At 57.1% G+C, this 25,832-nt stretch carries 22 protein-coding genes; 7 read left to right on the top strand and 15 right to left on the bottom strand.

Translation table 11 applies throughout. From position 1 onward, the window contains the following. Nucleotides 1-88: 88 nt before the first annotated feature. Nucleotides 89-3,613 carry an indolepyruvate ferredoxin oxidoreductase family protein gene (locus LC059_RS05950; RefSeq protein WP_226702892.1) on the bottom strand — a complete coding sequence of 1,175 codons (3,525 nt, stop codon included), beginning with the start codon at nt 3,611-3,613 and terminating at the stop codon, nt 89-91. Between the two features lie 421 nt (nt 3,614-4,034). On the opposite strand from LC059_RS05950, the gene LC059_RS05945 reads away from it, so the two are divergent. Further along, complete coding sequence (locus LC059_RS05945; RefSeq protein WP_066964901.1) at nt 4,035-4,517, top strand: Lrp/AsnC family transcriptional regulator; 483 nt, start codon at nt 4,035-4,037, stop codon at nt 4,515-4,517. Nucleotide 4,518: 1 nt separating this feature from the next. Here the strand turns inward: LC059_RS05945 and LC059_RS05940 are convergent, their stop codons facing one another. Beyond that, nucleotides 4,519-4,725, bottom strand: coding sequence for a DUF2905 domain-containing protein (locus tag LC059_RS05940; protein WP_226702891.1), 207 nt, complete (start codon nt 4,723-4,725; stop codon nt 4,519-4,521). A gap of 214 nt (nt 4,726-4,939) precedes the next feature. Here LC059_RS05940 and LC059_RS05935 point away from each other — a divergent pair, with 214 nt between their 5' ends. Then, nucleotides 4,940-6,841, top strand: a complete 1,902-nt coding sequence (locus tag LC059_RS05935; protein ID WP_226702890.1) for an autotransporter domain-containing protein — start codon at nt 4,940-4,942, stop codon at nt 6,839-6,841. A gap of 182 nt (nt 6,842-7,023) precedes the next feature. Further along, nucleotides 7,024-8,676 (top strand): amidohydrolase, encoded by a 1,653-nt coding sequence (locus LC059_RS05930; protein WP_226702889.1) that lies wholly within the window; start codon nt 7,024-7,026, stop codon nt 8,674-8,676. A 101-nt stretch (nt 8,677-8,777) separates the two neighbouring features. Here the strand turns inward: LC059_RS05930 and LC059_RS05925 are convergent, their stop codons facing one another. The 5 genes from LC059_RS05925 to LC059_RS05905 form a co-directional block, all read right to left on the bottom strand. Continuing rightward, the gene (locus tag LC059_RS05925; protein ID WP_226702888.1) at nt 8,778-10,997 is read right to left on the bottom strand and encodes a M3 family metallopeptidase; all 2,220 of its coding nucleotides are present in this window, start codon (nt 10,995-10,997) and stop codon (nt 8,778-8,780) included. Between the two features lie 358 nt (nt 10,998-11,355). Continuing rightward, nucleotides 11,356-12,042 carry a glutathione S-transferase family protein gene (locus LC059_RS05920; RefSeq protein WP_226702887.1) on the bottom strand — a complete coding sequence of 229 codons (687 nt, stop codon included), beginning with the start codon at nt 12,040-12,042 and terminating at the stop codon, nt 11,356-11,358. A 51-nt stretch (nt 12,043-12,093) separates the two neighbouring features. After that, the gene (locus LC059_RS05915; RefSeq protein WP_264189215.1) at nt 12,094-13,491 is read right to left on the bottom strand and encodes a class II 3-deoxy-7-phosphoheptulonate synthase; all 1,398 of its coding nucleotides are present in this window, start codon (nt 13,489-13,491) and stop codon (nt 12,094-12,096) included. Between the two features lie 110 nt (nt 13,492-13,601). Then, on the bottom strand, nt 13,602-14,798 hold the full coding sequence (locus tag LC059_RS05910) for an aromatic amino acid transaminase (protein WP_226702885.1): 1,197 nt from the start codon (nt 14,796-14,798) through the stop codon (nt 13,602-13,604). 102 nt (nt 14,799-14,900) lie between these two features. Further along, nucleotides 14,901-15,422, bottom strand: a complete 522-nt coding sequence (locus tag LC059_RS05905) for a MarR family winged helix-turn-helix transcriptional regulator (protein WP_226702884.1) — start codon at nt 15,420-15,422, stop codon at nt 14,901-14,903. Between the two features lie 302 nt (nt 15,423-15,724). Here LC059_RS05905 and maiA point away from each other — a divergent pair, with 302 nt between their 5' ends. Beyond that, complete coding sequence (gene maiA, locus LC059_RS05900; protein WP_226702883.1) at nt 15,725-16,360, top strand: maleylacetoacetate isomerase; 636 nt, start codon at nt 15,725-15,727, stop codon at nt 16,358-16,360. A 4-nt stretch (nt 16,361-16,364) separates the two neighbouring features. Here the strand turns inward: maiA and LC059_RS05895 are convergent, their stop codons facing one another. Beyond that, a complete protein-coding gene (locus LC059_RS05895) occupies nt 16,365-17,351 on the bottom strand; it encodes a mechanosensitive ion channel family protein (protein ID WP_226702882.1) in 987 nt (328 codons plus the stop codon). Next, complete coding sequence (locus LC059_RS18050; protein ID WP_226702881.1) at nt 17,344-18,261, bottom strand: 2OG-Fe(II) oxygenase; 918 nt, start codon at nt 18,259-18,261, stop codon at nt 17,344-17,346. The genes LC059_RS05895 and LC059_RS18050 overlap by 8 nt, the downstream gene beginning before the upstream one ends. Nucleotides 18,262-18,571: 310 nt before the next feature. On the opposite strand from LC059_RS18050, the gene LC059_RS05885 reads away from it, so the two are divergent. Beyond that, on the top strand, nt 18,572-19,054 hold the full coding sequence (locus LC059_RS05885; RefSeq protein ID WP_226702880.1) for an LEA type 2 family protein: 483 nt from the start codon (nt 18,572-18,574) through the stop codon (nt 19,052-19,054). Nucleotides 19,055-19,182: 128 nt separating this feature from the next. Here LC059_RS05885 and LC059_RS05880 read toward each other — a convergent pair whose 3' ends face one another. From LC059_RS05880 to LC059_RS05870, 3 genes are read right to left on the bottom strand one after another with little or no spacing between them, the layout of a single operon-like run. Next, the gene (locus LC059_RS05880; RefSeq protein ID WP_226702879.1) at nt 19,183-19,548 is read right to left on the bottom strand and encodes a hypothetical protein; all 366 of its coding nucleotides are present in this window, start codon (nt 19,546-19,548) and stop codon (nt 19,183-19,185) included. Nucleotides 19,549-19,588: 40 nt separating this feature from the next. After that, nucleotides 19,589-20,143 carry a sigma-70 family RNA polymerase sigma factor gene (locus LC059_RS05875; RefSeq protein WP_226702878.1) on the bottom strand — a complete coding sequence of 185 codons (555 nt, stop codon included), beginning with the start codon at nt 20,141-20,143 and terminating at the stop codon, nt 19,589-19,591. A 12-nt stretch (nt 20,144-20,155) separates the two neighbouring features. Continuing rightward, nucleotides 20,156-21,013 (bottom strand): DUF6249 domain-containing protein, encoded by an 858-nt coding sequence (locus LC059_RS05870; protein ID WP_226702877.1) that lies wholly within the window; start codon nt 21,011-21,013, stop codon nt 20,156-20,158. 334 nt (nt 21,014-21,347) lie between these two features. Between LC059_RS05870 and LC059_RS05865 the strand changes: the two genes are divergently transcribed. Next, nucleotides 21,348-22,007: a DUF924 family protein gene (locus LC059_RS05865; RefSeq protein ID WP_226702876.1), complete on the top strand. Its 660-nt coding sequence runs from the start codon at nt 21,348-21,350 to the stop codon at nt 22,005-22,007. A gap of 155 nt (nt 22,008-22,162) precedes the next feature. Next, a complete protein-coding gene (locus LC059_RS05860) occupies nt 22,163-22,474 on the top strand; it encodes a YebG family protein (protein WP_226702875.1) in 312 nt (103 codons plus the stop codon). Between the two features lie 125 nt (nt 22,475-22,599). Here the strand turns inward: LC059_RS05860 and LC059_RS05855 are convergent, their stop codons facing one another. Genes LC059_RS05855 through LC059_RS05845 form a run of 3 tightly spaced genes read right to left on the bottom strand, consistent with a single transcriptional unit; the run spans nt 22,600 to nt 25,748 of the window. Beyond that, nucleotides 22,600-22,992 (bottom strand): MAPEG family protein, encoded by a 393-nt coding sequence (locus tag LC059_RS05855; protein WP_226702874.1) that lies wholly within the window; start codon nt 22,990-22,992, stop codon nt 22,600-22,602. Nucleotides 22,993-23,028: 36 nt separating this feature from the next. Further along, on the bottom strand, nt 23,029-24,315 hold the full coding sequence (locus LC059_RS05850; RefSeq protein WP_226702873.1) for an amidohydrolase family protein: 1,287 nt from the start codon (nt 24,313-24,315) through the stop codon (nt 23,029-23,031). After that, nucleotides 24,315-25,748, bottom strand: coding sequence for an amidohydrolase (locus LC059_RS05845; RefSeq protein ID WP_226702872.1), 1,434 nt, complete (start codon nt 25,746-25,748; stop codon nt 24,315-24,317). Before LC059_RS05845 ends, LC059_RS05850 begins: the two co-directional genes overlap by 1 nt. Nucleotides 25,749-25,832 lie beyond the last annotated feature (84 nt).

Here is a 25,832-nt window from a genome sequence, read left to right as displayed (position 1 = left end):
GCCCAGTAGCAGAACAAGTTACAGGCAAAAAAATCCCGGATCACGACTTCCATCGTATCCGGGATTTTTTGTTGCCACATGCAGTGATTTATCGCATCGCAACACTGCCCTCGGCAGAGCCCTCACCCTGGTCGCCTGCCCGGAAACGGTCTCTCAAGGTATTCCAACGGGCACGCAGGCTGTCGAATTTCGCCGCGCGTACGTGCCCGTAGCCACGCACCTGCTGCGGCAGCGCCAGAATTTCCTGTGCCTGCTCCAGGTTTCCGGAACCCAGGGATTTCGCCACTTCGAGCACCGTCTGTTGCACTTCGCGCGCCCAGGCACGCTCCTGTTGGCGCTCCGCGGTATACCCAAAAATGTCCAGTGGTGTTCCACGGAGCACCTTGCCTTTCGCAAGAACAGGCAACACCTTCGCAAGCCACGGGCCGAGCGAAATCTTACGGATTTTGCCACTGGCATCCGGCCGCGCGAACAGCGGTGGCGCCATCAGGAATTTCAATTTGTAATCCCCGCTGAACGTTTCGCGGAGCTGACGCTGAAAGGCCTCGCCACTGTACAGGCGAGCAACTTCGTACTCGTCTTTGTAAGCCATAGCCTTGTACAGGCTCTTTGCCGCAGTGCGCGACAATTCGCCATTGCTGGCGGACAGGCGTTGCTCTGCAGCCATCAACTCTTCAACAGTGGCCGTAAAGCGGCGCGCATAGGCCGCATTCTGATAGGCCGTCAGTTCCCGCGCGAGGCGCGCAACCAGCTGCTCTGTCGTCTCCAGTGGCTCAACCATCTTTACCACCTGGGCAGGGCTCAGCAACTGATCGATTGCCTGGGGGTTTTCGACCAGCAGGCGGCCTGCACGGAACGCGCGCAGGTTGTTCTCCACTGCCACTCCGTTCAACTCCACAGCGCGCTCGATGGCACTTTGGGACACCGGCAGCAAACCCTGCTGACAGGCGTACCCCATCATCATCAGGTTGGCGGCAACCGTATCTCCGAACAGCGCCTCTGCATAGCGATTCGCGTCTAAGGCAAAGTATTCACCGGCCACAGACTCAATACTCTGCGCGGTTTCATCCGCGGGGAATGCCAGCTCGTTGTTGCGCACAAAAGCAGCCACCGGCACTTCTGCGGTGTTAACCAAAGCCTTCATTGCGCCCGCGGCAAACTTGGTGCGCTGCCCTGCGGCGGTCACCATATCGCAACCCAGTAGCAGATCTGCGGCGCCGTCACGAATACGCGCGGTGGTAATGTCTTCCGGCTTGTTGCCCACTTTCACGTGCGCCACTACAGCGCCGTTCTTCTGTGAAAGGCCGGTAAAATACAGGGTGGTACTGCCCTTCTCTTCTAGGTGCGCGGCCATACCCAGCAGTGCCGCTACGGTAAGCACCCCACTACCGCCTATGCCCGCCACCAGAATACTCAGGGGCTGATCCAGTTGTGGCTTAGGCGCATCGGCCAAACCGCGACTCGCCTCATCGATGGACTCAGCGAGAGACTTCAGCGCCGGCTTTTTCAGCTCACCGCCTTCCACGGCGACGAAACTTGGACAGAAGCCGTCAGCACAGCGCATGTCTTTGTTACAACTGGACTGGTTGACCTGACGCTTGCGGCCGAACTCGGTTTCCAGTGGTTCTACGGCGATACAGCTGGACTGCACGCTGCAGTCACCACAACCTTCACACACACGATGATTGATCAACAGGCGACGCGCCGGATCTTCCATCTGGCCCTTTTTACGGCGGCGACGCTTTTCTGCCGCGCACACCTGCTCGTAGATGATCGCGGTAACGCCCACCGTATCGCGCAGCTTGCGCTGCACTTGATCGAGATCATCGCGATGGAAAATCTGGATGTCCGCAGGCAAGAGCCCGCGATTTGACTGCCAGTGATCCGGGTTTTCACTTACCAGACATACCTGACCGACACCTTCCGCCAGCAGCTGGCGAGACAAGGTGGGAACGGTGACCTCTCCATCCGCAGGCTGGCCACCAGTCATGGCCACGGCATCGTTCAGCAGAATCTTGTAGGTAATATTGATCTTGCTGGCCACCGCCTGACGAATCGCCAGCAGGCCCGAGTGGTTGTAGGTGCCATCCCCCATATTCTGGAAGATATGCTTGTCACTGGAGAAGCGATGCAGGCCAACCCAGTGCGCGCCCTCCCCGCCCATATGGGAATAGGTATCGGTGCGCAGGCCTTTGCCAAGGGCCATGATATGGCAGCCGATTCCGGCGCTGCCGGTGCTGCCTTCCGGCAATTTGGTCGAACTGTTGTGTGGGCAACCGGCGCAGAAAATTGGCTCGCGGGCCAGCAGGCCCTTGGCTTTTTGCAGGGTGCCGCTGCCCAGTTTTTCGGCCAGTGGAATAAGTTTTGCCGCCAGTTCAGTATCTGCCAACCAGCGCGCAATCGCCTTGGCCACCTGATCCGGGCCAAAGCCCCAGATTGCCGGCAGCAGGTCATTACCCTCCAGATCCTTTTTACCCACCACTTTCGGGCGCTCGCTATCCGTCCAGCTGTAGAATAGGTTCTTCATCTGGTCTTCTACTAGCGGGCGCTTCTCTTCCACAACCAGCACGCGCTGCATACCGCGGGCGAATTCGGTCATGCCGCGCGGCTCCAGCGGCCAGCTCATGGCCACCTTGTGGATGGAGATTCCGGCATCGAGCAGGTCCTGCTCACTCAGGTCGAGAAGTTTCAGCGCCTCCAGCAAATCGCCATGCGCCTTACCTACCGTGACAATACCGAAGCGCTTTTGCGGCGCATCGACAATGGTCTTGTCCAGCTTATTCGCATAGGCAAAAGCCTTGGCCGCCGGCAGGCGCTCTTCCAGCATGCGGCGCTCGTATTCCATTCGCTCCGCGGGCCAGTTCAGGTGTGGGTCGTAGTTGAGGCCGTGGGCCGGAATCGGGAATGATTCGGGCAGTACAAAGTTGGGGAGCGGCGGTACCACAATGGACGCGCCGGATTCGACGGTTTCGGTGATGGTCTTGAAACCCACCCACAATCCGGAAAAGCGCGACAGCGCAATACCCGCGAGGCCAAGGGTCAGGTACTCGTCGATGGTGGCCGGAAATAGCAGCGGCATCATCACCGACTCGAAAATCTGGTCGGTGTTGTGGGAAAACATGGACGATTCGGCGGTGTGATCGTCGCCACACAGGGCCAGAACACCGCCGAGTTTGGAGGTGCCCTGGATATTCGCCTGACGAAAAACGTCCGCGCTGCGATCCACACCGTGGCCCTTGCCGTACCAGATGGAGAAGACCCCGTCACGGGTCGCCTGCTGGCGGTAGTGATCGAGCAGCTGGGTACCCCAGATATTGGTCGCACCCAGGTCTTCGTTGATCCCGGGTTCGAAGTGGATATCCCGCTCGGCCAGCAGCTTCTTGTGACGCCAGAGCGTCTGGTCATAGCCACCCAGCGGAGAGCCGCGGTAGCCAGAGATAAAGCCCGCTGTATTCAGGCCTGCATGCTCATCCAGCTGCTTCTGCATCAGAGGCAGGCGAACCAGCGCATCGATACCGGTTAGAAAAACTCGCCCAGAGTCTCGGGTGAATGCGGCCTTTAGGGAATACTCCCGGTCAAAGCCCAGTTCCTGATCAGATTCGACCATCGCCATGGTTTGGGACCTTCTCGCCTTATTTGCTGGGTACCTGTGTCCGCAGGGCACTGCCCCGCCAGTAGGTTCCACTGTTATTCTGTTGTTGTCGGTAAACTATCACCGGCGAGTCGAGCAGGTCATACCAAATTCACCACGAAAATGGTTTGAAATAGAAAGAATCCACCACTTACGCCTTGTTTTCTGCAATAATTGAGAAGTGAAACGGGACAGTTGAGAATATTTATCAAATCTCGACCAGGTGAAGAGACGGAAGACAGACAGGAAAGTCACCCGCCGAAACCTCTGTGAACCAGTGCTATAAACCGGTCACATCAGTTATTCTTCGTCAGCGCCCAGTTACTGGTTGATCGAATCCCAAATCACCAGACGTCAACATTTGCCAATCTGAACAAGAAAATCAGGAATACCGGGTAATCCTATGGCCTATCTGCTCGACGCCATCGACAAGCACATTCTGGAAATTCTTCAGGAAGACGCGACCATTCCCAACATCGAACTAGCGGAAAAGGTGCACCTCTCCCCTTCCCCCTGCTCACGCCGGGTGAAGAACCTGCATGAACAAGGCTTTATCAAGCGTGCGGTTACCCTGCTGGAACCGGACAAGGTAGGCCTTCCGGTCAGCGTGTTTATCCAGGTCACACTCAATCATCAGGTCAAAAAAGAGCTGCAGCACTTTGAGTCAACCATCGGCCAGTGGCCGGAGGTGATGGAATGCTACCTGATGACCGGGGACTTCGATTACCTGCTGCGGGTAGTGGTACCGAACCTGCACGCCTATCAGGAATTCCTCGACAAGAAACTCACCGAGCTGCCAGGTATTGATCACATCAAAAGCAGCTTTTCACTGAAGCAGGTGCGATACCGCACCGAGTTGCCGCTGGACCAGCTACTGGAAAAGTGAATTAGCGACGAAAGAAGCTCAGGATGACACTAAGCACCACGCTGACAATGATCATCGTGGTAATTGGGAAATAAAAATGACTGCGCCCGGATTCGATACGGATATCGCCGGGCAAGCGCCCAAACCAATTCAGTAGCCACGGCGCATAATGCAAGATCAGGCCGATCCCGGTCATCACAATCCCTGCGATAATTAACCACCGCGCCATTACGTCACCCTCCTCTTTTCATTACTGTATTTCACGGTACTAAATAATTGTGCCTTCAGAACATGCAGCTCCACCCTTTTTACTTCACAGGTATCCGCCGCTTCACAAGTAATACGGTGATGCCAGGCGATTTCGGCTAGGGTAAAGAATAGCTATCGAGTGCTATTTAGATCCCGCACATCAGATTCAGCCGACAGAAAGAAGTTGTACGTCAATGAGGAAAAGGATTTCCACGTCCACTTGGATTGTCGCAATTGCATTCCTGCTCTCTTCTCCAGTCACTCTGGCGCAAAAGTGCAATTCCGACGGCACCCTCACCTTTATTGGCGCCACTTTTGATCTGACACGCTCGGTATGGCTATCCACCACAACCGCTGGCAGTTTTGGCTTGCAGGTGGTCAACACGAAAGACATCGTTGATGAATGGAGTCTCTCAGCACCCGGGCAGCATATTTCGGTTTTCCCCAACCTCGTGCTGAGCAATGGTGGCACGCATGAGTTACTCGATTTAAGCGGTAATAACCCATGCTCGATTGATATCGACAACCAAAAGTCCGACCCCATCATTTTGCCGCAGTTTCCCACGATACGCCCTGTTCCGCCCATCGGCGTCATTCCGCCTGGCGAAATTATCGACATCATGCCCGAGCTCCCAGTGATTCGTCCGCCGGTGGATGTAATTACTCCAGAAGTACCGACAGTGAGACCGCCAGGTGTTGGCATCACCCCTGAAATACGGCCTCCAGGTACCGGGATCACCCCGGAGGTACGGCCACCGGGAACCGGTATCACCCCGGAAGTAAGGCCCCCAGGTACCGGTATCACCCCGGAAGTGCGGCCGCCCGGCACCGGGATCACCCCGGAGGTGCGACCACCGGGCACCGGCATCACCCCGGAGGTGCAGCCCCCGGGAACCGGCATCACCCCGGAGGCGCGGCCCCCGGGAACCGGCATCACCCCAGAAGTAAGGCCGCCCGGAACCGGCATCACACCGGAGATACCGGTGCAAAGACCACCGGAAACAATCTCCCCGGAGCGCCCCGTCACAGAAACGCAGGAAGAAAATAGAGAAATCTTTGTCGATAACGACCTGCACCAACGCGCCCAGGATGGCACCGCATTCAGGTGGGTCGTGTGCATTCACCCCGAGACCGGGCATCGCATGACGGCGGAATATTCCGGCGCCGATGTAACCTGCCCAGAAAATTACGATGGGCACTGGTATGAGACACAGGAATTCGACAAATCCGGTTTCCCGTTAAGCGCCCGCTACATGGGTGCCCTGCTGCCACGCTTCTCGCCACAGCAAGCGAAATGGCACCTGTGGAGTGAGGTGGACCAGACAGAAGTCAGGGACCGAAGAGGAAATAGGAACTTCGACTCCAGCGAATCGCGCTTGATACTAGGCGCGCACCGCCCGGTGGGTGCCCGCGGCGTAGCAGGACTATCCGTTGCGGCTTCCCGCTTCGATAGCGAGGGATTGTGGGGTTTCTTGCAAACGGACGCCGACCGGATTTCGATCGGGCCTTACATGGGATACCAATTTGGACCGGGGCTCTCTCTGACGTCGTCGATCAATTACTCCCGAACCGATACCGACATTTCCCTCGCAAACTTCCGCGGCAGCAATGAGGTGAACGAGTGGCTGTTCAACATCGGCCTGGAAGGATTCCAGCGCTGGGGGAACTGGGGATTTCTACCGCGGATGCACCTCAATTATTCGTGGTTCGAAACTACTAATTCAAAACTGAGCGGTGAACTACTGGGCAGACCTCTCGCCCTGAACTTCCGCGATACCGACGGCAACATCAGCTACCTGGAAGGCAGTGTCACGATCATGCGGGGTTTTAGGTTACACGACTACGGCATGCTCACTCCCTATCTGGAGCTCGGTATAACCATGGCGATTGACCTTCAAAATGAGGTGCAGGTTGCTCGCGGTATTACCAGTGGCGGCTATCAATCTCTAGAGAGTCTCAGCGGCCTTGCACGTGTGGGGGCACGCTGGGTTATGTCGGAGCGTAATTACCTTGACCTGGAGGTATCACAAGAAAGTATCGACGCCGGAGGCCTCGAAATATGGCAAGCCCGACTCTACTTCCTGCATGCTTATTGAACTGGACTGCGACGCGCCAGAATTCTTGAGTAAATTCACTCGGCCCAGCAAAACTAAAATAAGGCGCAGCAATACTCTGCTCTAGGTGACAGCACGGCGAGACCAGACAAATTGGCAGCCCCTTGTTGCACTGTTACCATCAATGTGACCCTCTGACAGTCGCTGCTAAAAGGCTAATAACTATGCGCTTCTCTCATACCCTCGCAGGCGTGTGCGCCATACTTGCGTCCTGGAACCTCCAGGCTACAACGATCGTACATAACTTCTCCGGTTATCAGACCACCGAACGCACCCTTGAGCAGTTCAACACACTCGTATTTGATCAGGGCAAGGTATTGGCCACCGGCGATTTCGCTGCACTCCTTCAGAAATACCCGGAGGCAACAAAAGTCGATGCCGGCGGCAAGGTGCTGTTGCCGGGATTGATCGATGCCCACGGCCATGTTCTGGGTCAGGGCAGACTGCAGCAGCAACTGGATCTGCGGGACCTGGACCTCGCGAAAACACTCAATGCGATCAAACAATTTTCACGCAACCAACAATCCGGCGATTGGTTGATCGGCCGCGGATGGAATCAGGTACTGTGGCGCGGCAAGCAATTCCCAACACGCCAGCAACTCGACGCGCTGGATATCGACCAACCGATCTGGCTACGCCGCATCGACGGGCATGCGGGGTGGGCAAACAGCGCGGCAATGGCGTGCGCGGGAATCACCCGGCAATCAAAGGCTCCCGCAGGCGGCGAGATCATTCGCGATAAAAACGGCGAACCGACTGGCGTACTCGTAGACAACGCCATGGCCCTGCTCGAAAGCGTAATCCCACAGCCAGACCTGCGGGAAGAAAAAGCTGCTCTCACTACCGCGTTTGACCTCGCGCTCTCCCTTGGGCTGACCGGTGTCCACGACGCTGGCGTTGAAAAACAAACACTGGAGGCCTACCGTCAACTGGCCGCAGAAAAAGCGATCCCGCTACGCGTATACCCGATGATCTCTGCCGATGACAAGCACCTGCCGGAACTCCTTAGTGCCGGTTATGCTGGCGCGCCTGATGAAAAGCTCTATGTGCGTAGTATCAAGGTCTATGCCGATGGTGCCCTGGGCAGTCGTGGCGCCGCCCTGCTCCAGCCCTATCATGATCGCCCCGGCGAAAAAGGCCTGCTGATCCACCAGAAGGATGAGCTGTTAAAGCAAATCAAGTTGGCCACAGACAACAAGTTCCAGGTGAATGTGCACGCCATTGGCGATCGCGCAAACCACATAGTGCTCGACATCTTCCATGAGCTGGACAAGGAAAGCGACCAGAAGCCATTCCGCCACCGTATCGAACATGCCCAGGTTCTGACGCTTGAGGATATTGAGCAATTTCCCTCTTTGAACTTGATCGCCTCGATGCAACCAGTGCATGCAACCAGCGACAAGAATATGGCTGGGGACCGCCTCGGGGAGAAGCGCCTCGAAGGCGCTTACGCATGGCGGAAATTCCTGAATCAGGGCACCAAAATTGCTTCTGGCTCGGATTTTCCGGTAGAGCCAGTGAACCCACTATTCGGGCTACACGCCGCTGTCACGCGCAGGGATCGAAAGGGGCAGCCAGAAAAAGGCTGGCACGTAGAAGAGGCAATGACGATGGAGGAAGCACTACGCTCTTTCACACTGGACGCCGCCTACGCAAGCCATCAGGAGCAGTACATCGGCAATCTGGAGCCTGGCAAGTTCGCGGATTTTGTTCTTCTTGATAGCGATATTTTCAAGATTGACCCGCAAGATATCTGGAAGGTGAAGGTACTCGAAACCTGGGTGGAAGGTGAACAGGTTTACGCGCGGCCCGAATAACATTCAACGGTCGCCTGACTCCACACTAAAGCAATAAAAAAAGCCGCACTCCCAACGGAGCGCGGCTTTTTCTTTTTAAAGCCCAACTGTAAGGCTAAGTTTTACTCACCGGTCACTGCGGCGGTACCTTCCTCACCCGGCACCGGGAAACCACGGTCGCGCATCAGCGGCTCGATGCCCGCATCACGGCCACGGAATTTGCGGTACGCTTCAGCCGGATCCATCGCGTTACGCGGTGCGAACAGGTACTTCACCAGCTTGCCGGCTACTTCCTTATCGTAGAAACCGCCTTCGGCTTCGGCGAATGCTTCAGAAGCGTCGGAAGTCAGCACGTCCGCCCACATGTAGCCGTAGTAACCCGCAGAGTAACCTTCACCGGAGAAGATGTGCCCGAAGTGCGGGGTGCGGTGGCGCATCACCAGTTCAGACGGCATACCCAGCGCATTCAGGGTCTCGCGCTCGAACTTGTCCGGGTCGATTCCTTTCGGATCGGTAGTGTGCAACTTCATGTCCACCAGAGCGGAAGCCAGGTATTCGGTGGTCGCAAAGCCCTGATTGAAGTTCGCGGCCTTCTTGATCTTGGCAACCAGCTCCGCCGGGATCGGCTCACCAGTTTTGTAGTGCACCAGATAGTTGTCGATGATCGGGTCGGTGCTCAGCCAACGCTCCAGCAACTGGGACTGGAACTCGGTGTAGTCGCGCACGCCGCCATTCAGAGTCGGGTAGCTTACGTTAGACGCAAGGAAGTGCAGCGCGTGGCCAAACTCGTGGAAGAAGGTTTCCGCATCGTCCCAGCCCACCAGTACCGGCTCGCCAGGCGCGCCCTTGATGAAGTTGGAGTTGTTGGAAGCCAGTACGGTTTCCTTGCCATCAAAAGTGGTGTGATCGCGGTACATGCTCGCCCAGGCACCGGAGCGCTTGCCGGTACGAGCGAACGGATCCAGGTACCACAGACCGATGTGCTCGCCAGTGGTTTTATCGGTAACTTCCCAGACTTTCACGTCTTCGTGGAACACCGGCACACTGCCCTCTTCTACGGGGGCAAAGTTGAAATTGAACAGCTCACCGGCGACGTAGAACATACCCTCGCGCAGCTTGTCCAGCTGCAGGTACTGCTTCACTTCGTCAGAGTTCAGGTCGTATTTGGCCGCACGCACTTTCTCCGCGTAGAAGCGGTAGTCCCACGGCTCGATCTTGATACCGGCTTTCTCTGCATCTGCAACCGCCTGCATATCCGCGACTTCTTCGTGCACACGGGCAACCGCTGCCGGCCACACCGCTTCCATCAGCTCAATGGCGTTCTGCGGGTTTTTCGCCATGCGGTTCTGCAGGCGCCACTCGGCGTAGTTGTCGAATCCAAGCAGGGCTACACGCTCATCACGCAGCTGCAGAATCTCGGCAATAATCGCATTGTTGTCGTGCTCACCACCGTTGTCGCCACGGCTGTAGTAGTTGGTCCACACCTTCTCACGCAGGGCACGATCTTCGGAATAAGTCAGGAACGGATCCATGGAAGAGCGAGTGTTCTTGATTGCGTACTTGCCCTTCTGGCCTTTCTCCTCGGCCATTGAGGCAGCCGCCTTGACGAAGGATTCCGGCAGGCCTGCCAGCTGATCTTCGGTCAGGAAAAGATCGTAACCTTCTTCATCCGCCAGCACGTTGTTGGCGAACTTGGTGTGCAGCTCCGCAAGACGGGTATTGATTTCCGCATAGCGCTTCTTGTCTTCACCCGACAGAGTTGCACCATTGGTGGCGAACTCGTCGTACACCAGCTCGACCACACGCTTCTGCTCTGCAGTAAGGTCAGAATCGTTGCGGGATTCGTACACCGCCTTTACACGCTGGAACAGCTTGTCGTTCTGGATGATTTTAGAGTTGAACGCGGACAGCTTGGGAGCCATTTCCGCTTGCACTGCGCGGAACTCCGGAGAAGACATGTTGCCACTCCAGATACCCCAGTAGGTGAACACTTTACCCAGGGACTTACCGCTGCGCTCCATCTCTTCGATGGTGTTGGCAAAGGTCGGGGCTTCCGGATTATTGGCAATCTTTTCAATCTGGGCCAGGTTTTCTGCCATGCCATACTCGAGGGCCGGCTTCAGGTCTTCGACCTTCATCTTGTCGAACGCGGGTACGCCACCGTAAGGGCCCTTCCACACCGCCAGCAACGCATTGCTCTTCGCCACATCGGCGACGACTTCTGCGGAAGCAACGGCTTGCTCAGCGGGCTTGGCCGCCTGTGCCTGTTCTGCTTCTTTGCTGCAACCGGCTGCCGTGGCCAGCGCGGCGGCGATGGATATAGCGATCAGTGTTTGACGCATCGACTCGATCCTCTCGTACTTGAATATTGTTAAATTTTTGGCTGTCCGGAGTGTACCCCAGCGCTGGCAGATATCGCTACGAGGGGCAGACCAGCCCGCAGCTTTATGCGGCGAGAGGTTCTGTACGCGAGATATTCCCCCGCATCTGTTTAACTTTTCGGAGCTCTTTGCTGGACATGCTTTAAGCGGTCATTTGATAACGGCTTATTAAGTGCATAGTTTTATTATGTGTTATACGAGGTCCTGCGATACCTTGCGCCTTTCGAGGTAGCCTGCCGCAATGGCGGCAGGAGCCCGGAGTCAGGTAAAAGAAGAGTCAGGAACTACAGGAGTTAGGGACTAGAACAGGTGGCAGAGATTAAGCGTTAGTGCGCTTGTCTTCCACGATGGTACCCACGGCGAGCAGCTCCTCGTCGTGGCCGACTTCACGCCAGGGCTCATTGATCCCGGATTCAATCCAGCTTTGCATACCGGGCAGCGCCAGAATGCGCTCGCAGTAATCCATCGATTCTGCACTGAGAGAAAGCTGATAGCCTTTCAGTCGCAGGACAACAGGTGCGAAGAAGGCATCCACGGCAGTGAAAGCCTGCCCCGCCAAAAAAGGTCCGCCAAAACGGGAGAACCCCTGCTTCCAGAGCTCGTCAATGCGATCAAGGTCTTTCTGCAACACATCGTCGATGCGGTGCAGGGAAATGGTTACGCCGCAGTTCATACTGCACTGGTTGCGCAGTGCGAAAAAGCCGGCGTGCATTTCCGAGGCGGCGCAGCGGGCCCAGGCTCTGGCCTGCTTGTCTTCTGGCCAGACGCGGGGGTGGGATTCGTACAGGTATTCGGTGATGGCGAGGGACTCCCATACCGTAGTGTCGCCATCTACCAGGCACGGCACCAGACCGGTTGGGGAAAATTTGCGAAATTTGTTCCAGCTGCCACCCTCGTCAAAAGGTATTAGCTGCTCTTCGAAAGGAATATCCAGCTCAGTGGCCAGTAACCAGGGACGCAGAGACCAGGATGAATAGTTTTTGTTGCCAATAAACAGTTGATACATCCGGTCTCCCTTTACGATGGATTTTTACAGACGTTACGTTATCCGAACCTATTAGCTGTTGCCATTGCGTCCGTCGCGCAGCATTTCAGAAATACAGAATGCGAGCTCCAGTACCTGGTCCGCATTGAGACGCGGGTCGCACTGGGTGCGATAGCAGCTGGCGAGATCCGCATCGGAAATCTTCCAGGCGCCACCGGTGCATTCGGTAACGTGCTGCCCGGTCATTTCCAGATGAATACCACCGGGGTGTGTTCCCTCTGCGCGGTGCACGGCAAAGAAGTCGCGGATCTCCCGCAGGATATTGTCGAAGTTGCGGGTCTTAAATCCGCTGGATGCCTTCTCGGTGTTGCCGTGCATCGGGTCGGTGCTCCACACAACTGAACGCCCTTCCCTTTCCACCGCGCGCACCAGTGCGGGCAACTTGTCGGCCAGGGTATCAGCGCCCATACGGGTGATCAGGGTCAACCGGCCCGGTTCGTTGTGCGGATTGAGACGATCGATCAGTCTGATCAATTCATCGGTATCCATACCCGGACCGACTTTGACACCGATAGGATTCCACACGCCCGCAAGAAATTCGATATGCGCCGCGTCCAGCTGGCGGGTGCGCTCGCCAATCCACAGCATATGTGCGGAGCAGTCGTACCATTTGCCGGTCAGGCTGTCGGTGCGGGTCAGGGCCTGCTCGTAATTCAGCAGCAATGCCTCGTGAGAGGTGTACAGAGTGGTCTCACGGATGGCCGGCGTGTTAGTAGAGTTCACACCGCACACGGCCATGAACTCCAGCGCATCCTGCAGGCGCTCCGCCAATAGCGCGTAGCGATCCCGCTGGGGATTGTTTTCTAGGAAGCTCAGGTTCCACGCGTGCACCTGATGCAGGTCCGCCAGACCGCCCTGGGCAAAAGCGCGCAACAAATTCAGCGTGGCTGCGGACTGGTTGTAGGCTGTGAGCATGCGTTTGGGATCAGGCACGCGTGCTTCGGCAGTGAAGTCGATACCGTTGATGATGTCGCCGCGATAGCTCGGCAGCTCAACGCCATCGACTGTTTCCATATCGGCCGAGCGTGGCTTCGCATATTGCCCTGCCATGCGCGCCACCTTGACCACCGGCAAATTGCCGGCAAAGGTCAGCACCACCGCCATCTGCAGAAGCACTTTAAAGGTGTCGCGGATACGGTTTGCATTGAAGTCCGCGAATGACTCGGCACAATCCCCCCCCTGCAGCAAAAATGCCTTACCCTGCGCCACGTCTGCCAGCTGGCGCCGCAGTTCACGAGCCTCTTCCGCAAACACCAGCGGCGGATAACCCGCTAGCTGCCGCTCGACAGATTCCACATCGCTTTGCGACTGGTATTTCGGCTGCTGGTGCGCAGTCAGCTTGCGCCAGCTGGTGGGATCCCAGGGTTTTACAACAGGTTCAGACACGGGGGCTTCTACCTCAACTTCCATATTCAGCTCGACATCAATTTTTAACGGCGTGTGCCGCCAGCCGGGCGACACACTATCTGGGCTGTAAATTTTAAGGCGGCCCCAGCACCGCCCTGAAAGTCAGACTCTCTTCAAGAATCCAGGACTTCCGCAACGGATTTGCAGAAGTATTCCATATTGCTCTGGCTCAGGCCGGCAATACTGATACGGCTGGAATCTACCATATAAATGGAATAATCCTGTTGCAGTTTGTGCACCTGCTCCGGGTTAATGCCCAGGAAGGAGAACATACCCTTCTGTTTCTCAATAAAGCCGAAATCGCCGGCGGCACCGGCGTCGCGCAGGCTTTCCACAACACCACTGCGCAGGCTGTTAATACGCTCGCGCATTTCGGTGAGCTCTGCTTCCCAGTTCGCACGCAGGCTGGCGTCAGTGAGGATGGATTCCACAATGGCACCGCCATGGTTCGGGGGCATGGAGTAATTGCCACGCACTACGTTCAACAGCTGGCTCTGACCGCGGTCAGCTGCTGCCGCATCACTGTAAACCACCATAGCCAGGCCGACGCGCTCGCGGTAGAGGCCGAAGTTTTTCGAGCAGGATGCGGCTACCAGCATCTCGGGAACGGATTCCGCCATCAGGCGCAGACCGTAGGCGTCTGCGTCCAGGCTGTCGCCGAAGCCCTGATAGGCCATATCGATAAACGGGGTAAAGCCCTGCTTCTGCGCCATTTCGGCCAGTACTTTCCACTGCTCGCGGCTCAGGTCCGCGCCACAGGGGTTGTGACAGCAGGCGTGGAACAGCACCAGGTCGCCCTCGCCCACCTGCTTGAGCGTTTCCACCATGGCGTCAAACTGCAGGCTGCTGGTGGCGCGGTCATAGTAGGGGTAACTTTTGATTTCCAGGCCCGCATTGCCCAGCAGAGGGACGTGGTTAGCCCAGGTGGGGTCACTTACCCAGATGGTGGCACCCGCTTTGGCGCGGTTGGCAAATTCTGCCAGGACACGCAGGGCGCCACAGCCACCAGGTGTTTGCGCGGAGCGCACACGATTACCTACCAGTGCCGGGTGATCCGCACCCAGTACCAGCTCCTGCATGGCGCTATTGAATCCGGGGGTACCTGCCGGGCCCACATAAGCCTTGGTTTCTTCGCTGTGCAAGAGGCGAGTTTCCGCTTCCTTTACCGCCTGCAGGACCGGGGTGTGTCCCGCTTCGTCTTTATACACCCCCACTCCCAAGTCGATCTTGTTGGGGTTTTCATCGGCGCGGTAAGTAGCGAGCAGCCCCAGAATGGGGTCGGCAGGCAGGCTTTTCAGGTGGTCAAACATGGTAACTCCTGGTAATTCGCGCCGGCGTACTCACAAGAATGCGCCGGCCAATGAACGGTCAATTCAGAAAGATGGAAATAAGAATGGCAGATGATTCGGAGATCAGTCGATCAGTCCGCGGTTAGCCCAATCCTGTGCGCGCGCCATCAGTTTTTCGATAATACTGTCGAGCTGACTGCGCTCGTCTGCAGACAGAGAACCCATCAGGTCGTTCTCGTATTGCTGCGCCAGTGGCACGATACGCTCGTAGACGTCGCGACCAAGATCCGACAAATTCAGCACCTGGCGACGGCGGTCAGCAAGGTCTTCGCTGCGGGTGATGTAGTCGTTCTTGATCAGGATGGACACTGCGCGGCTGATGGCCACCTTGTCCATCGCCGTCTGTTCTACAAGGTCGGCGGCAGAGAGATTGGGAAAACGCCCCAGAATCGCCATCACACGCCACGCGGGGATGGTAAGGTCAAAGCGCGCGCTGTAGGCATCCGCAATGGCGTTACTTACGCGGTTGGACAGCACGGACAGTCGATAAGGCAGAAATTTCTCCAGGCGCAGATCATCCGGGCGCACCGCATCCATCGGGTTGGAGAATTCAGTGATATCGCTATTTGTATTATCGGTTGTCATCGCGCTCTATTCACCTGCTAGGGAACGGGTTGTACCAGTTTTTAAATGTAACTAAAATTGGTTTCAAATGTAACCACTTCCACAGGAATTTTTTGCCTGCGCGATAGCTGGTTGGCTGCCGTCGATGTGACACCCACGAAGCACCCTTTAACAACCACCGGACATAGGCCTCGCCCGCGGACACAAAAGCCAATAACAGACGAAATCGGCCGGGCATTATACGGCGTTTCGCGCCATTTTTGACAGAACCCCAAGAAACAGACTACCCAGAAACAGGAACTCCAGAAAAGGAACCAACGTATATGGAACTCCACGGCTACTTTCGCTCTTCCGCCAGTTACCGCGTGCGCATAGCGCTCAACCTGAAAGGGCTCGAGTACGACTACCACCCAGTGAACCTGCTAAAGGGAGAGCAGAAGGAGTCCAGCTACCGCAGCCTGAATCCACAAGGACTTGTGCCTGCGCTCATCGAAAGCGGCCATGTATTTACCCAGTCCCTGGCCATTTTGGAGTGGCTCGACGAGCAGCACCCCCAACCTGCCCTGCTCCCCAAAGACAGCCTCGCCCGCGCAAAAGTGCGCGCCCTTGCCTACAACGTGGCCTGCGATATCCAGCCAGTGCAGAACCTGCGCGTGCTCAAGTACATTCAGTCGGAGCTGGGTGCCAGTGACGAGCAGAAGGTGGAGTGGATCCGCCACTGGATCGACGGCGGCTTCACGGCGCTCGAAACCCAGCTGGATGGTCAGGGCTCGACCTTTGCCCACGGCGATACCCCGGGCCTGTTCGAATGCTGCCTGATTCCGCAGGTTTACAATGCGGAGCGATTTGGTATGGAGATGGAGAATTACCCCCGCATTGCAAAAATTGCCGAAGCCTGCGCTGCGCTGCCGGCATTTGAAAAAGCGCGCCCGGAGAATCAGCCAGACAGTACTCTCTGACTCGCTATCCCCCCTCGGACGCCTCTCTGGTTTCGCCGGAGAGTGATAGTGGCTCCTTGAACGTGAGCGTACGGTAAGGGAAGGGAATCTCGATACCCGCCTCGTCCAATGCACGTTTCACCGCGGTTACCACTTCTCCCCTGGAGCGACGTTCTTCCAGGGGAGTAGATCCGGACCACCAGGTGACCTCGATATCGATGCTGCTGTCACCAAACCCCTGAGGGAAGATCTGCACCGGCTCATCATCGCGTACGGTTTCACACTGGGTTACCGCCGCCTCAATGACATCCACCGCAGTAGCCACATCTTCACCATAAGCCACGCCGGCGATGATCGTGATACGCCGCTTGTTGCGATCGGTGAGGATTTCACAAGGGTTCTTGAACAGGAACAGGTTGGGAACAATCACCAGTTCGCCGGTGGTGCGGCGAATGGCCGTATTGCGTACTTCTACCGCTTCCACCCTCCCCTCTACGTTTTCGCATTTGATCACGTCCCCAGCCTCGAATGGGAAGCGCCACAGGATGAGGATACCGGCGAAGAAATTCTCGAACATGTCCTTGAACGCCAGCCCCACCGCCACCGACAGCAAACCGAGACCACCGAGCGCCCTTGCCGGCGTAAGACCCGGAAATAACACCATCGCGGTAAACAACAACCCGATCACCCAGATAAAAATACGCGTTAGGCGAACCAGCAGGTCCTGGAGTGAAGGTTTGTTGGTGGTTTTTCTGGCAAACCGGCGGGTAAATTTCCCTGCAATAGTGGCTAATACCCAGGTTAGCGCCAGCATCATCACACTGGCAATAAAGAAAGGGATATGCCCGAGGAAACCCTCCCAGATCTTGCCGAAAGACGCCATAACCGCTTCCAGCATATGGGAAAAAGACAAAGGCGCCACCTTGGCGAGTTCCAGGGATTCCGCCAGCTCCTTAGCCTTGTCCGGGTCCACCGGCAGTGCCGGGTTGGACTGGACCAACCCGCTAAGCATCAGCAACCCGATACTCCCCGAGCCTCAACCACTTGGTCGCGATCCACTTTTCCCCCGCCAGTACCGGACTACCCCCGTGAAGAGTCTTGCGGTCTACCTCACCGGTAGCATTGGAATAAGAAAAAAACAGACCGCACCCTTTTTTCGGCAACACGTCCAGCGCGACCTCAGGGAAAACCGTTGAACCTCCCGCCTTAACGTTGTTGAGATACATAATCAAAGTGGCCACCCGTTGCCCCCCCTGGGCCAGAACGCGCTGACTGCCCGGCTTTCCCGTTTCGAAATAGTCAAAGTGCGGCCGGTATTGCGCCCCTTCCCGATAATGCAGAACCTGAACAGGCTCGCCGCGAGCTTCTGGCACCCCGAGCAAGCGCTCTATTCGGGTTTCTATATCAGCGATCAACGGGTTGGCGGCCCGCTCGAAGTAGGTACCCTCACTAGTGCGCGCCTCACCGAGGTCGTAGGTACCGCGCTCGGCATTGACCAGTCGCGAGCGCTTGAGTCTGGTGCGCGACATCTCGATCAGCGCGTCACATTCGTTTTCGGAGAGCAAATTGCCAAACAACACGATGTTGGGCTGCCGCATCGTGAGCAGCACCTCCACCTGCCTATCCCCAAGGTCGTACAGCGCGCTTTGTGGCTCAAACAACCGGAAACGACTGCTGTCGCCCTCCTCGCCACGCTCTTCGGCGTGGTTCGCGGTCTGGGTGCGCGCAACCGCAGCCGGAGCCATCTCTTGAGATTTGCCGCCCCCGGTGCAATCGGCAATACACTGATCCACCGCGCTTGCTATAGACGGCTGATAACCTGTCTTTAGCAGCGCATCCATCATTCCCGCTTTATCGTGGCCACGCTGGACCATATCCCGCATCCATTGCTGCAGGTCGGGCTGAAGCTCCGCAAACTCCACGAGTCACTCCTTTGCTCTCGCACTGGCACCACTGTAAACACAACCTCACTGGGCAAGAGGCCGATACGCGCACTGAGTATAGCCCCCAGGTTCGGCGCCCTACCCCGGTGAACCCCTGCGGCAGTGCAAACCTCGACCCGATGTTGAACCCGCCAAAGCCATCGCTGTCTACGCAATGGCATAGATCAGAGAAAACCGTGTTACGGGTGCGCGATAGCGCCAGCAGACCATTCCGTTAGACTTTACCCACCAAACCCAACAACACCATATAGATACCCGAGTCCGGGTGCGTTAACACAGGGGAACCCGCTTGATCCGTTCACTCCGTCATTACACTCTATTTGCCCTCCTTACCCTTCTGGCACTGTCCGGTTGCGCCACGCTATCTCCGGATTTCGAAACACCGGAAGTGCAGGTGACCTCACTGGAGCCCCTGCCCAACCATCACAGCGGCGACCTCCGCTTCCGTATTCACCTGCGAGTGTTCAATCCCAACAACACCGAACTCGCCCTTTCAGGGCTTTTCTACACACTGAAACTGGCCGGGCACAAGGTAGTGACCGGCACCACGAACACGCTACCGGTGATTCCGGCCTACGGACAGGAATCCATCGCGGTGGATGCTTCGGCAAACCTGATGGGGTCTTTTATGGCCGCGGCTGAACTGATACGACTACAAGGGAACACAGTCCCCTATGAACTCGAGGCAAAGCTGGGGCTACAGACACCGTTCCTGCCGGCGATACGGGTATCAAAACGCGGGGAAATCCAGCTGGGACAATACCAGCGCTGATATTCCAGACACTCCGGAGAAGAGAGACAGAACAGAACAGAACAGAACAGAACAGAAGAGGAACCGAGAAACAGGCGGGCCGGCAAGAAGCCGGCCCTGAAAGGATAGAAATGCGATTGCGCTAAGAGTTAACGGCGCGCCGCCAGGATTCCCCCGGTCATCGCCGCCATGGAGCTGACCACCGCCAGACCCACCAGGCTGTACAGGCTAATGCTCTGCGCCGCCATGGCCGTCAACACATCTTCCAGCGGGAACTGCCAGCAGACAATGGCAGAGGCCGCCACCACCGCCGCGTACTGATAACGCGTGGCCCGGCGCTCAGAGCGCTTGGCAGGCACTGGCGGCAGGTCCGTCATCACCCGCTCGCAGAAGCCATCGTCGTCGAGATGGGGCTCATTGAACTGCAGTTGCTGCGACAGCCAGGTGTCAAAATCCGGCTCTTCACCGCCGGCGACACCGGGTGCGGAATGCACTACACCGTCTTTGATTACCATACCTGAGATACCTGCTGTATCACTTGTGGAATTTCGAGAATCAGCCACTGGCTACCTCCTCCCGCCAGGGCTGCAGTAGCGACTGCAATTTGGCCCTTGCGCGATTAACGTGGGATTTTACCGTGCCCAGCGGCAACTTCATAATACTTGCCGCCTCTTCATGAGAAAAGCCGCGCTGCATACACAAGTGCACCGCTTGCCTCTGGGCGTCACTCAGTTCCCCCATTGCCGAATTCAGGTCCCTGGCCATACCCAGCTGCTGCGCTTCTTCGACGCTTTCCTGGGACTGCGCATTGTCCACGGCCTCCTGATCGACCACGGGCGCATTCTTGCGCTTGTGGCTCATGACCAGATTGTAGGCAATACGGTACAGCCAGGTGCTGAACTTCGCATCTCCGCGAAACGCCGGCAGCGCCTTGTAGGCCTTGATAAAGGCCTCCTGCGCCATGTCGTCGGCAAGACCTTGGTCACCATCGCACAGCTGGCGGAGCGAGAAACGCAGCTGTGACTGATAGCGACGAACCAGCTGGGCGTATGCCCGCTGGTCCCCGTCTTCAACGACGCGCCTGATCAGATCCTCATCATTGAGGTCCATGGGTGGTAATCCTTAACCGGCCTGCTGATGATCAAGTTTCCAGTTTACGTAGCGGGCGATCCCGATAAACAGAGGGATCAGGCCCAGGCTACCCACCCCAATACCGGAGGCGGCGGTCAGCCAGATAAAGAGTGCCGCACCGACCGCCATCAGCGTGAAACCGCGGTCTTTGGTGTTGGCTGCACTTTCACCTTCCAGCGCATCCAGCAGTTCCGGCGGAATATCGCGCCCTTCTGAAACCATGCGATTGATGTTTTCCATCACCAGCTGCTTCTTGCGGTAGCTGTTGCGGGTCACCAGCCACACAATCAGGATCGGGGTACCGAACACCGCCAGGATTGCGATGATACCGATCAGCCACTCCATATCCGGGCCTCGGTCACGCCCTCTAAAGTGCTCGCGACTGACTTCGCGCTCTGCATGGGCGTGGGCGCGCTCCACTTCCGCACGAATACGCTCGGCCCGCTCCATATCGGCGGTAATGCCAATATTGATATTGCGCGGCACCGACTCCAGCGCCTCTTCGACCACCAGACCCTTTTCGTCGAGGATCCCTTTCTCTTCGAGCTTCTCGTAGATGCGGCGGGTTACCGCCCCACCAAACTCTTCGCCGAGGTTGATCTCTACATTGGCGCTCTCGCCATTCTCATCCCGGGTGTGAATCCGCAGGCTGCCATCTTCCTGGCGCAGAATCCGCACCTGCTTGGTGGCTTCCTTATCTTTTGGTGCTTTCGGGGCTACCACCGGAGCCGGGGGCTCGGGGGGCTGCGGCGTCACGGCATCCTCATCCTGGGCCAGCACACTACCGGATACGCCCATTGCCAGGGTTGCCGCAACCGCGAAAACCCAGCGGGGCAGTCGGTTACGCACAGTTGAATCTTTCGCTCTCATTGGTGTTATCTCGCTCTTACTAAGTCTGACCGGCTGAAAAGGCCTGTTACCAGGCCCAGGGTCTGCATGGCAGAAAATTGTACCTTTTTTGACCACCCTGTATCGGGGGTGTCATCCGGGTTACCTTTACCGAATCCAGTACCTGAGTAGGCTTCCCTGAGGATACCTACTCGCCGCTGCCGCACGGCCGGGCTTTACCCTTCCCCTGATGGACGCGCAAGGTAGCCGACTTGGATGCACACTCGTATCAAAAATATGCAGGGCGACCAGGGAAGCGCGCCCTGACCCGATACAGCCAACCACAGGGAGACCCATGACCCCAGATCAGTTTTCCGTCACTTCGACCGCCAGCAGTAGCCTTAATCCCGCCGATGTCCTTCAGTTCTGGTTTGGCGGAGACGACCTGCGGCTCGAGCCCCCATCACACCAGCGCAAGCACTGGTTTCAACGTAATGACGAATTCGACGACGATATCCGTAAACGATTTGGATCCGCCATTGAAGCGGCACTCGCGGGCGAACTGACACACTGGCAGGAGAGCACCGAGGGCCAGCTGGCGCTGATTCTCCTGAGCGACCAGTTTAGCCGCAATGTATTTCGCGGGTCTGCAAAGGCGTTCGAGGGCGACCCCCTCGCCCTGGAGATCAGCCAATCTCTGGTGCGCAATAACCAGCAGTGCCGGCTCGGCCTGCACCAGCGCGCGTTTGCCGGAATGCCCCTTGAACACTCTGAGCTGCCCGAAGTCCAGGCCCAGTCGGTAGCCTATTTCGACCAGCTGCGGTCCGAGTTCAGCGGAGACAATCCCAATATTGGCCCTGACGCTGCGAAGGCAGCAGAGGACTACTACCGCTTTGCGCTGGCTCACCAGAAGGTGATTGAGCAGTTCGGCCGCTATCCGCACCGTAATGCGGCATTGGGGAGAAAAAATACGCCACAAGAGCAGAAATGGCTGGATAATGGTGGCGGGTTTTAGCAGATACCCTGTTTTGCATGGTTGACACTGGATACCCATACAGATACTGTACATTCATCCACTTCAAGAACAGCACACGTTGATTGCCCGCGCCACCGACAAGGACCGCCAGTAATCAACGTTCAAGACAAGTGTTATAAAGACAGGAGGCCATTATGGCAGTAGTAGCAGTTTGGAAATGCGATAGAGACGGAGCCATGTTCGACAACAAGAAAGACGCCGAAGAACACGACAAGATGCTGGAACTGGCCGCCAACATTACCGCGCTGATCGAGCGCAATGTTGAGGGCATTTCCGAAGAGGCCAGTGAAGAGATCGGCCTGATGCTCGCCAAGCGCCGTGAAGTGCTGGCCAAAGCCTGTAAGGGCAAGCCGGAAGCACTGCTGGAGGAAGAAGAATCCAGCAATCAGGCAGAGACTGAGCAGGCCGACAGCGAAAACGTCACCCCGCTGGCTGCCAACCAGTAATTCATTATTCTGGCCGCCCGTACATCCGGCCTACCCCACCCGGATGCACGGACAGTGCCCCAGTTTCCATCCCTGTACTATGCCCGGTTTGACCGGGCTTTTTTGTACCTGTTCAGAAACTGTTTTTAAAACACCGCGAGAATATCGATTACCGCGAGAATAATGATCACCAGCCAGGTCAGCGAAGTGCCGATAAATCGACCGGGATGATATCCCCCCTTACCCGCCACCAGACCAATTGCGTGCAGCAGTCGTCCAAGCAGGAGTGCCCCGCCCAGACAGTGCAGCCAAAGATGGGACAGCCCGTTGATTTCCGCAATCAGCATCAGGATCAATGCCAGCGGAATATACTCGACCGCATTGGCATGCACCCGGACAGCAATATGCCCATGCTTGTCGCCGCCAGTACCCAGACCCACCTTCTTGCCGCGGCGGAATGCCACCACCCTGAATGCCAGGGCAATCACCAGCAGTGCACACAGACCAGCGTAAAGCGCGGTTATTTCAATACTCACCATCTCTTTTAGAACTCCTGACAATCCATTTTTGCTCGGTTATTTTTCATATCCATGTCCGGTACCCGCTTTTGGATGCAGATAGCGATCGCGCAGGCGGGTCGAACGGTTTTCCAGCGACTGCGGTTTTCCATCAATAACCACCAGCTCTGCAAAGCTGGTAACTTCCAGCGGGTCTCCGCTCCACAACACCAGATCCGCCACGCCACCAGGCGCCAGCACGCCGCCCGGCAGGCCAAACACGCGGGCAGGATTCGCGGTAATCGCACGTACACCTTCCTCAAAAGGCAGGCCGTAAGCAACCGCATTGCCCGCCCCCTGGCGGGACAGATAACTATTGTGGGTACCCGCGTAACCGGGGGCACCAATGACAAGCGTGACACCGGCTTTCTGCAGCAGTGCGGCGTTCTCCAGCCTCGCACCGAGTTTTTCAAAAGCGCTCGGGGAATTGCCCATTGCGTCGATCACAACCGGCACCCGCGCCGCGGCCAACTGTTCCGCGACCATCCAGCCCTCGGCGGCCCCCTCCACAATCAGCTTCAGGTTGTACTCCTTTGCCAGCGCCAGCAGCTGCAGAATATCGCTGGCCCTGTTGGCTCGAATAAGCACCGGCTGCTCACCACTCAACAAAGGTTGCAGAGCTTCCAGGTCCTCGACGGAGAAGTCCAGCTCTCGCCACTCCCCGCGGCGAATCGCATCCCGGTTACTGGCATACTCTTGTGCCTGTGACAGTGCGCTGACAATCTGCTCGTAGGCTCGGGCGCGACTGCCACCAGCCAGCTCTGCGCCATATTCACCAAAATAGATTTTCTGCAACAGCGCATCGTGAGTCACACTGTCGTATGTACCGGCAAGGTTGATCGCAAACCCCTGCCCGGCAAAGATTTTCTCCTCGCTGCTCGGTAACACCACAGCACGGGTAACACCACCGGCGCGGTTGAACGGAATCAGGGTCGAGTGCGGGTTAAACGCCACGACCGGATTAAACCCGGCGCCGATACTCGTGTCCTGGACCGCACTGTCGTTGGTCGCTGCCGCAGCACCAATTTCAGTAAGCCCCAGTTCGCTATCGGGCGCAATGATGCCCGGGGTAACCACCTTGCCGCGGCCGTCGATTACCAGGTCCGCGGTAATGCCATCCAGCGCCTCGGCCACCTGCACAATACGCCCGTCTTTTACCAGCACATCGCCCATTTGCAGCGTGCCCTGGTCGCTCAGGGTAATGACCTTGGCGTCCTTGATCAGCAGGGACTGGGCCAGTGCCAGCGGGGTGGTAATGGCTAGCGAAGCCAGTACACCGATCTTTGCCAGTTGCTTGATCTTCATTAGCCCTCACCTCCATTCGACCCTTTCAATTCCTTCGGCAAACGTTCGCCTTCGGCATCCAGAATTCCCAGTTCAAAATCACTGTGGGGCTGTCGCTCCGGGTTATCGCGGTCGTACATCAGGTTGCCATCGATAAACACTTTCTCAGCCTTCGAATAGACACTGAATGGGTTGCCAGACCAGACGACTACATCGGCCATCTTGCCTTTTTCCAGGCTGCCTGTGACTTCGTCTACCCCGAGCGCCCTGGCCGGGTTCAAGGTCATCCAGGTAACCGCGTGGCGCGGTTCAATATGGAATCCGGCCCGTTGCCCCGCCACCATCGCCTTGGCAGTCTCCTCATTCAGGTGCTGAATACCCACCGCAGAATCCGAGTGGATCATCGCACAGGCCTTGGCCTGATCGACGATAGCAATATTGGCCTCGGTCATATCAAAGGCCTCATGCTTGAAGCCCCACCAGTCGGCCCACATGGCCGCACAGACATTGTTTTCTGCCAGTAGATCGGCCACTTTGTAAGCCTCTACCGCATGGTGGAAAGTGGAAATCTGGAAATCGAACTCCTTGGCGATATCCATCATGATCGCCATTTCCTCGCCGCGGTAGCAGTGGTTGTGCACCAGGATATCGCCGTTCAGCACACCGGCCAGGGTCTCCATCTGCAAATCCCGGTCTGGCTCCTCGCCACCATTGAGATGATATGACTCCCATTTTTCCTTGTAGGCAGAGGCATCAATCCAGGCCTGGCGGTAGCCCGCCACATTCCCCATGCGTGTAGACGGCGCAGTGCCTTTGCCACCGTAAACCCGTTTGGGGTTTTCACCGCAGGCCATCTTCAAGCCGTAGGGGGCATCCGGAAATTTCATATCCTGGACACTGCGGCCGGGTACGTTTTTCAGGGTTACCGCGCGGCCACCAAACAGGTTGGCCGAGCCGGGAAGGATCTGCAGCGTGGTGACGCCACCCGCCAATGCCAGTGCGAACTGCGGATCCTGTGTCCATACAGAGTGTTCCGCCCACACTTGTGCCGTATTGGGCGCGGTCATCTCATTGCCGTCCTGTGCGGACTCGATGGAAGGTGCGGGGTAATTACCCAGATGGGAGTGCACGTCGATAATGCCCGGGGTCACCCACTTGCCGGCGCCCTCCACCACCATGCCCTTTTTCGGCGCCTTCAGCCCCTCGCCAATGGCTGAAATTTCACCGTCTTTGAGCAACACGTCGGTGTTGTTTAATTGTTCTCCAGTGCCGGTCAACACAGTGGCGCCGCGAATCAGTACCGGCGCGGCCTCACCAGCTTTGTAGGTGGAAGGGAAAGCACCCAGGCGAGCGAAATCTGCTCCATCGGCCTTGTCCTGCTTATCTCCACCGCACGCACTGAGCGTAACGGCCGCTACCGCGCTGCAGGCTACCGCCAACAGACGCTGTCGCATACTTGTGAACCCCCGAGTTGACCGCATTGCCCCTCCTAACTGTGTCACTATTATTGGAAAACTGTGCCCATGCTATCAGTAATT

The organism is Microbulbifer elongatus (genome assembly GCF_020524885.1).
GTDB classification, from domain to species: Bacteria; Pseudomonadota; Gammaproteobacteria; order Pseudomonadales; family Cellvibrionaceae; genus Microbulbifer; species Microbulbifer elongatus_A.
Note: the sequence above shows the minus strand (reverse complement) of the source record. Positions and strands in the feature narration are given on the sequence as shown.